At 41.5% G+C, this 7,965-nt stretch carries 8 protein-coding genes, 1 pseudogene and 1 riboswitch; of the genes and pseudogenes, 4 read left to right on the plus strand and 5 right to left on the minus strand.

All coding sequences use genetic code 11. The annotated features are described in order from the left end of the window. A partial coding sequence (locus tag ACR2F3_RS04205) for a trehalose-6-phosphate synthase (RefSeq protein WP_432708728.1) occupies positions 1-488 on the minus strand: 488 nt, incomplete at its 3' end. Positions 489-658: 170 nt separating this feature from the next. On the opposite strand from ACR2F3_RS04205, the gene ACR2F3_RS04210 reads away from it, so the two are divergent. Beyond that, on the plus strand, positions 659-1,132 hold the full coding sequence (locus ACR2F3_RS04210) for a ribonuclease H-like YkuK family protein (protein WP_432708729.1): 474 nt from the start codon (positions 659-661) through the stop codon (positions 1,130-1,132). 2 nt (positions 1,133-1,134) lie between these two features. Here ACR2F3_RS04210 and ACR2F3_RS04215 read toward each other — a convergent pair whose 3' ends face one another. Beyond that, a complete protein-coding gene (locus ACR2F3_RS04215; RefSeq protein ID WP_432708730.1) occupies positions 1,135-2,175 on the minus strand; it encodes an outer membrane beta-barrel protein in 1,041 nt (346 codons plus the stop codon). A gap of 32 nt (positions 2,176-2,207) precedes the next feature. Next, a complete protein-coding gene (locus ACR2F3_RS04220; protein WP_432708731.1) occupies positions 2,208-3,605 on the minus strand; it encodes an ammonium transporter in 1,398 nt (465 codons plus the stop codon). A gap of 253 nt (positions 3,606-3,858) precedes the next feature. Between ACR2F3_RS04220 and ACR2F3_RS04225 the strand changes: the two genes are divergently transcribed. After that, positions 3,859-4,332 (plus strand): SRPBCC family protein, encoded by a 474-nt coding sequence (locus ACR2F3_RS04225; RefSeq protein ID WP_432708732.1) that lies wholly within the window; start codon positions 3,859-3,861, stop codon positions 4,330-4,332. Here ACR2F3_RS04225 and ACR2F3_RS04230 read toward each other — a convergent pair. Beyond that, positions 4,329-5,279, minus strand: coding sequence for a TIGR01212 family radical SAM protein (locus tag ACR2F3_RS04230; RefSeq protein ID WP_432708733.1), 951 nt, complete (start codon positions 5,277-5,279; stop codon positions 4,329-4,331). The genes ACR2F3_RS04225 and ACR2F3_RS04230 overlap by 4 nt on opposite strands. Positions 5,280-5,446: 167 nt before the next feature. Here ACR2F3_RS04230 and ACR2F3_RS04235 point away from each other — a divergent pair, with 167 nt between their 5' ends. Continuing rightward, positions 5,447-5,860, plus strand: a complete 414-nt coding sequence (locus ACR2F3_RS04235) for a Dabb family protein (RefSeq protein ID WP_432708734.1) — start codon at positions 5,447-5,449, stop codon at positions 5,858-5,860. A gap of 49 nt (positions 5,861-5,909) precedes the next feature. On the opposite strand, the gene ACR2F3_RS04240 is transcribed toward ACR2F3_RS04235, so the two are convergent. Beyond that, positions 5,910-7,367, minus strand: a complete 1,458-nt coding sequence (locus ACR2F3_RS04240) for an aminoacyl-histidine dipeptidase (RefSeq protein WP_432708735.1) — start codon at positions 7,365-7,367, stop codon at positions 5,910-5,912. Between the two features lie 61 nt (positions 7,368-7,428). Next, positions 7,429-7,624: riboswitch (cobalamin riboswitch) on the plus strand. Between the two features lie 92 nt (positions 7,625-7,716). On the opposite strand from ACR2F3_RS04240, the pseudogene ACR2F3_RS04245 reads away from it, so the two are divergent. Then, a pseudogene (locus ACR2F3_RS04245) lies at positions 7,717-7,965 on the plus strand (hypothetical protein); the annotation flags it as partial.

Consider the following 7,965-nt stretch of genomic DNA (forward strand, 5'->3'; position numbering starts at 1 on the left):
AAAAAACCAATCGTAACATGAGGCTCCACAGCCCTGATCATTCCAGGCAACAGTAATAGCTGATAATCGTGTACCCACACAGTATCACCTTCCTGCAGCTTTGTGGCTACAACAGAGCGGAACTTTTCATTTACACTTTTATAAGCTTCCCAATATTCCTGTTCGAAATGAGCGTAGGTGACGAGGTAGTGGAATACTGGCCACAGTACTTCGTTGGAGAAACCTTCATAATAAAGATTTATTTCATCTTGTGTTAGGAAGACCGGAACCAGATTGTGTTGTGCTAGTTGTTTGGTAACTTCTGCCTGCCGTTCCAGTGGAACTTCAATCCCGGGCCATCCGATCCAAATGTTGTCGCCCTTTTTGTAAACCGACCCCAATCCTGTTGCTAGTCCACCCTCACTTGGGCTTAGGACATATTTTCCTTTTTTTTCAGTAATTTTTACGGGTAATCGATTTGATACTATAATTGTCTTATTATTCATCATATCTACCATATAAAACTCCCAAAAAACTATTTTGTTTTATTCGGGAAATCACGCAACCCGCAAGTCACTGATAACTAACAAATAAAGCAATTAAAAAATATTGCATTTCGAAATTAAAACTTTAAATTTAGTTAAACATACTGGCGTTCCATTAATTAAATTTAATTGACATGACTTGGAAAAGATTTAGCGGTGAAATCGTTCACACCCCAATACTACAGGAAATAGAACAAGCCATTATCCAGGAAACAGAAAAAGGCTACCATTTAAAAGTTTGCATTGGAACAGATTCACAAGTAAAAGGGGCAACTACAGATTTTGCCACAGTTATCGTATTGCTCAGGGAGCATCATGGTGGATTTATGTATATCCATCAGGAAAAAACCATTCAGCAAATGAGCATAAAAGAAAGGATGCTCGTTGAAGTCCAGAAATCGATCGAGACGGCTTATTCCATCTGTGACTTATTAGACCTTTATGATGTGGACCTGGAAGTCCACGCCGACATCAATACCAATCCGATGTTTAAATCGAATAAGGCATTGAATGAAGCGATGGGTTATATTTTAAGCATGGGTTTTATTTTCAAGGCCAAACCCGAAGCCTTTGCCAGCTCTACCTGTGCAGATAAAATGGTTCATTAAATTTATTCAAAAGAATAAACTGCGGCTAAGGAATATTGTGAGGTCCTGCCTGTTGGGGTGAAGTCAGACTTCTTAAACAGACTATCATCCCTGTCGTCTATTCTAAATTCGGGAATGAAAGTTAACCCGCCGGCCTTAAAATTCCCAGAAAAGGTAACTGACCTGATTCCTTCGCCTTGTACTAAACCTACAGCTTTGGTTTCAAAATATTCTGTCCTTACGCCTAAAGCAAATTTATCTGAAAATGCGTTTTGCAGGTATAAGGCTGCGCCCCTATATCCACCCTGCCCTTCTGCCAGGTGGTAGTCTGCAGCGTTTATAGCCATCTTCACCTTTCCCGATATCTGGTAGGAGGTGGTTACATCCAACAAAGCCCCGTTAGCCACGCCACCGTGGTTTTTACCGGTAAGTACATTGAAATAGGCCGTCCAGCCATCTATGGGCGTAATACCAAGTTGTGCACCAAAATGCGACACCCCATTTAAGTCCTTGTATACATTCCAGTCATCAAACAGACCAGCCATTAAACTAATCCTCGGGGTAATCGCATAAGTACCTTTAATACCTGCATTTTGAAAAGGTCCGGCAGAAAACAGGTATGAGGTGGAGTAGTTGAAATTTCCCGTTGGCGAAATAATTTCATACCCTACAAAAGTCCCCATAAACCCGGCGGTTAAAGCCAATTTTTCTGTCAATGCATAAGTCACATTCAGATTCTGAATAAAAAAGGAATTATCCCCATTTCCTAAAGAGCCATCTCCGCTTACCAAACTCTGGTATTGCCCCCTTGGCCCAAAAGAAACTTCTCCTACAAAAGAAGCTTTACCCGTAGTCTTTTTGATGCCAAAGTCAATCATACCCAATGATATGGAGTTATGATCGTTGTTAAAGCTTGTGGCAATGTTAGGCTGCTTATTAATATCGTATTTATAATAAGTATCAACCGATCCATAAATCAGGAACGATTTGTTGACGCTGTCCTGTGCATAAGCACCAGAACACAGGACCAGGGTCAATACCGAGGATAAAGTTTTGAGTTTCATGTGGAGCGGATTTTAGGATGTGAATTAATAAATCAACTTACCTTAAGATTTGTTGGAACAGAATCTATGTCAATGCCTACGGTGGAGGTGGTTACAACCAGGGTACCTTGCAAGTATTTCTCGTTGTGTTGTGAAGCATCAAGACCTTCTTCTTCCTCCTCCGAGCTTACTCGGATAGGTTGGATCAGATTGATCACTTTGAAAATGGCGAATGACATGACAAAACTGAAAATTATCACGATAGTCGCCCCCTTTAATTGGGTGATGAAGAATTCAGGATTACCATAAAACAAGCCGTCAACACCAGCGGCATTCACCGTTTTAGTGGCAAAAACACCAGTTAACAACATCCCTACGATACCCCCAACACCATGACAAGGAAATACATCAAGCGTATCATCTAAACTTGTTTTTGATTTCCACACTACAACCAGGTTTGAAGTCACTGCAGCAATAGCACCGATAAAAATACTGGCAGGAATAGAAACGAAGCCTGCACCAGGCGTAATGGCTACCAGTCCGACAACAGCACCGATACAAAAGCCTAATACCGATGGCTTTTTGCCACGCAACACGTCAAAAAACATCCACGATAAACCTGCTGCTCCCGCAGCAATATTAGTGGTTGCAAAAGCTGATACCGCTAAACTGTTGGCACCTAAAGCCGATCCTCCGTTAAAGCCAAACCATCCAAACCATAGTAAACCTGTACCGATTAATACATAAGGGATATTTGCTGGCGGAATTTCCTGATGCTCCTGGTGCACTTTTCTTCTTTTAAGAACCAACGCTCCGGCTAACGCAGCCATACCTGCAGAAATATGAACTACTGTACCACCAGCAAAATCTAGCACGCCCATTTTAAACAATACGCCATCGGGATGCCATGTCCAATGCGCCAGTGGCGAATAAACGAATATCGCAAACATGACGATGAACAAAATGTAAGACGTAAAACGAATCCTTTCCGCAACTGCGCCAACCACTAAGCCAGGAGTGATAATAGCAAACATCAATTGAAAAAGCGCGAAAAGCGTAATTGGAATAGTGGGTGCTAAACTCCATGGCGCTCCGGAATTCACGTTCTGAAAAAAAGCGAAAGTGGACGGACTTCCTATAAGGCCGTTAATACTTTCACCAAAAGCCAGACTAAACCCAACCACTACCCACAAAACGGTGATTACCCCTGCAGCAACCACACTTTTAATCATTGTTGACAGCACATTTTTCCTATGGACCATACCGCCATAAAAAAAAGCGAGCCCTGGGGTCATTAAAAACACCAGGGCCGTCGCTACTAGTAAAAAAGCAACATCTGCAGCATTGTAAGTACCCAGATCGAAGTTGGGTTTTAGGGGGATAAATAGCGCAAACACTGCTACTGTTAGCAATATTACAAATGGCGCACTCTGTTTTAATGATAATTTCATCTTTTTAAATCTATTTTTTAGCGTTTTGATTTATTTTTTGAACGTTTTAATAAATTTAAGAATAAAAAATATTCAAACACAAATTTATTTTTAAACAAAATCAAAAATCATAGATTTATTTTAGACTTTAAGCGATTATTACATGTAAACATAACAAAAACATTAAAATATATTCATTATTTACAGAAATAATAGGCATTTAAATACAAAACACCCCAATTTACCGAGTTACAGAATTTATGTACCTTTAAGAATGAAAGCATACCACCTCAAATTCAGTCAGAATATTCCCGTTTCCTTGGCAGAAGCCTGGCATTTTTTCTCTTCTCCCCTGAATTTGGCTAAAATAACACCGCCGGAGATGGCATTTACAGTGACTTCAGCCATAACTGAAGATCAAAAGATGTATCCGGGAATGATTATTACTTATAAAGTATCCCCTATTTCGGGAATTAAATTGAACTGGATGACAGAAATCACCCAGGTTGCCGAGCAGCAATATTTTATTGACGAACAACGCTTTGGACCGTACAAGTTCTGGCATCACCAGCACCATTTCAAAGCCATTAACGGAGGCGTGCAAATGAACGACATCCTTACCTACGGACTACCCTTTGGCTTATTAGGCCAGGCAGCCAACAACTTGTTTGTCGCCAGCAAACTGCAGCAGATCTTTAGCTACAGAACCAAAAAGGTGAATGAGATTTTTGGAAAATATGAGATTTAAACCGCCTGGTATGCAGAACCCTGCACCACACCCCTGCGTTCAATTTCCTTATCAATATAAGTTTGGATAGCAGATTTATTTAACCCCCAATTTGGAGCAATCAATAAATCCCAGTCAGAGATTCCAAACAAACGTTGAATAACAATATCAGGACGCAATAACGGAATCAGTTTGCACAGTAAATTCGTGTATTCTTCCAGGGAAAACAGTTTAAAGGGCTCTTTTTTGTATTTAACGCCCATGATAGACCCTTCAACGATATGAAGGTGGTGGAATTTAACAAACTTGATTTGTGGAAACCGATTGATTTCATGAATATAGCCCATCATCATCTCTTCCGTTTCCCAAGGGAAACCGAAAATGGTGTGCACACACAAATCCAGGTTTGAATTTTCGAGCAATTTTACCGCTTCTACAAATTCCCCATGACTGCAGCCACGGTTAATTTTTTCCAGGGTTTCATCATAAATAGACTCCATTCCCATTTCCAGATCCACATCGTAACGATCAGTATAACTCTCTAACAGGGCCACTTTTTCCGCATCAATACAATCCGGACGTGTACCTACAGAAAAACCTACCACATCTTCAGGGTGTACAGAAAGTGCTTCATCGTACATCATTTTTAAATAGTGTACCGGTGCATAGGTATTGGTGTTGGGCTGGAAATAAACAATAAACTTATCCGCTTTGTAAAAGCTTTTCCCACGAACCATCCCCTGTTCAAGCTGCTCCTTAATATCAGGAAGTTTTCTTGATAACTCTGGGGTGAAAGAATCCACATTACAATAGGTACAACCGCCATAACCTTTACTTCCGTCACGGTTAGGACAGGTAAACCCGCCGTCAACGATAACTTTAAACACACGCTGACCTGCATACTTTTGCTTTAAGTGTGTGCCGTAATTATTATAACCTTTTATACCTAAATCTAATGGAGTTCCCAATTGCTGTTTTTTTGGCAAAATTACATAAAAAATAGCTAGCTTTTTACCTATCCTACCTGGCAACGTAATTAAAGCGACAATATGACTTTTGTTAAATGCTTCATATATCAGCTTTTCAAAAGAAAAAATTGTATTTTCACCCATTAACCTAGACAAGAAGTACACGGATGAAAAAATTAGATAGAAGAAAATTTATTGGCGCTACCGCAATGCTTTCCGTAGGCACCATGGCTGCATCGGCCATGTCAACCCCTACCACCATGAAAAAAAACTACCCGATTGTGCACCATGTGTTCTTTTGGATGAAGAACCCTGATTCTAAAGCCGACCGCGATCAATTAATAGCAGGTTTAAAAACGCTATCAAAAATTAAAGAAATTAAAGGTCTGCACATAGGTGTAGTAGCAGATACAGAGAAACGCGACGTGGTTGACCAAAGCTGGGGCGTTTCGGAATTGATGTTTTTTGATGACCTCGCCGGTCAGAAAAGCTACCAGGACCACCCGATTCACCAGGAGTTTATCAAAAACTGCAGCCACCTTTGGGATAAAGTAGTGGTTTATGACATTGAAGAAGCCTAAACAAAAAAAGCGTGTAGATATAATCCACACGCTTTTTTTTTATAATCGCCTATTGCTTTTCCGGAATAGCCTTTAATACCTCCAGCAGGTACGACCAGAATTTCTCTACCGAAGAAACCTGTACCCTTTCATCAGGGGAGTGTGCCCCGCGAATCGTTGGTCCAAAGGAAATCATATCCATACCTGGTAAATGTCCTCCTAAAATACCGCATTCTAATCCTGCATGGCAAGCCTCCACCTTTGGTGCTTTACCAAAACGATCGGTATACAAGGCCGCCATCAGGCGAAGAATGGCAGAATCAGGATTTGGCTTCCAACCCGGGTAATCGCCGCTAAGCGCCACTTCACAGCCTATGTTTTCGAAACCTGCGCCTACCGCCTGGGCAACATCTTCTTTCGTACTTTCCACGCTGCTTCGCTGTAAAGACTGGGAAACAAAATGACCGTCTTTGATAATCACCCTGGCGAGGTTTGATGAGGCTTCAACAAGACCTTCAATATCCGGACTCATCCGGTAAACCCCGTTTGGCATCGCATAAATTGCATTCACAATCTTCACAAAATCAGCGTCCTCCATTACCGTCTCCGGTAAAGGACATTCCGACAATAGAAACTGTAACCCCGGTTCTACGGTTTGATTTTCTTCTTTTAAAACCGTGGTATAAATGCCGAAGAAAGCCTGAAAAAGCAATTTTTGTTCTTCAGGAACCACCACTACCGCAGTAGATTCCCTGGGTATCGCATTCCTCAAACTTCCGCCATCCACACGGTTTATTTTTATGTCCACCGATTTTCTTGCCGCGTACAATAAACGGTTCATCAGTTTATTTGCATTGCCGCGTCCTTTGTGGATATCCATGCCGGAGTGCCCACCTGTTAAACCTTTGAGTTTAACTTCAAAAGCCACATGCGCGCCGGTTAGCGCAACTTCATTATATTTATAACTGGTATTGGTGTCAATGCCACCCGCACAGCCAATGGTTAATTCATCATCTTCTTCCGTATCAAGATTCAACAGAATTTTCCCTGTAATATGAACAGGATCCAATTGTTTTGCACCGGTCATACCGGTTTCTTCATCTATAGTAAATAGCGCCTCTAAAGCAGGGTGTTCGATATCGGTAGCTTCAAGAAGCGCCATGATCGTTGCTACCCCAATGCCGTTATCGGCACCTAAAGTAGTTCCTCTCGCTTTTACCCAATCGCCATCCACGTACATGTCAATGCCCTGGGTCTCGAAATCAAAATCCGTATCCCCATTCTTCTGATGCACCATGTCAAGATGCGATTGCAACACTACAGTCTGCCGGTTTTCCATGCCCGCAGTTGCAGGCTTTTTGATCACCACATTTCCTGCAGCATCCTGGAAAGTTTCCAGTCCCAGGCCCTCCCCAAACGACCACATAAAATCAATTACTTGTTTCTCTTTTTTTGATGCACGAGGTACAGCATTCAACCGTGCAAAGTTTTGCCACAAGGCACGAGGCGATAAGTCACTGACTTTCATTCTGGTATATTTTTAGTATTTGTATAAAATAAGTACGAAGTGAAAGTAAGCATTATTTATTTACCTTTGAGACGCTTTTGGTTCCTTCCCTGTGCAAACAGATAAGGATTAAAAGGGAATCTGGTGTAATTCCAGAACTGTCCCGCAGCTGTAAGCTCCATTAACTAAGGTATCATCTTTAGGTCACTGTTCAATTGAATGGGAAGGCCATACCAAGGGGAGTAAGTCAGAATACCTGCCATCGCATTATATAATTCATAGCTTTCGGGGATTGAAGCTGGAATGAAGATGCCGATGGTGTTTCCATTTATCCGTATTCCTATGCCTTAAGCTGTGCAAATGCGCAATTATGAAACAGCTTATTGTTACGGTCCTTCTTCTTTTTACCTGTGCCGCATCTTTTGCACAAACAGATAGCACCAAACACTTAAAAGAAGTGCAGGTTATTGCTGTTCCGGCACCTCCCGTTCAATCCCTGCTTCCTTCACAACGTATTCAAGCCAGTGACTTTAAACGTAATGGCGCTTATAATGTAGCCGATGCCATTAGAAATTTCTCTGGGGTAAACATCAAAGATTACGGCGGTATTGGCGGACTA

The sequence above is a fragment of the Pedobacter sp. genome, from assembly GCF_045627485.1.
Taxonomy (GTDB): domain Bacteria; phylum Bacteroidota; class Bacteroidia; order Sphingobacteriales; family Sphingobacteriaceae; genus Pedobacter.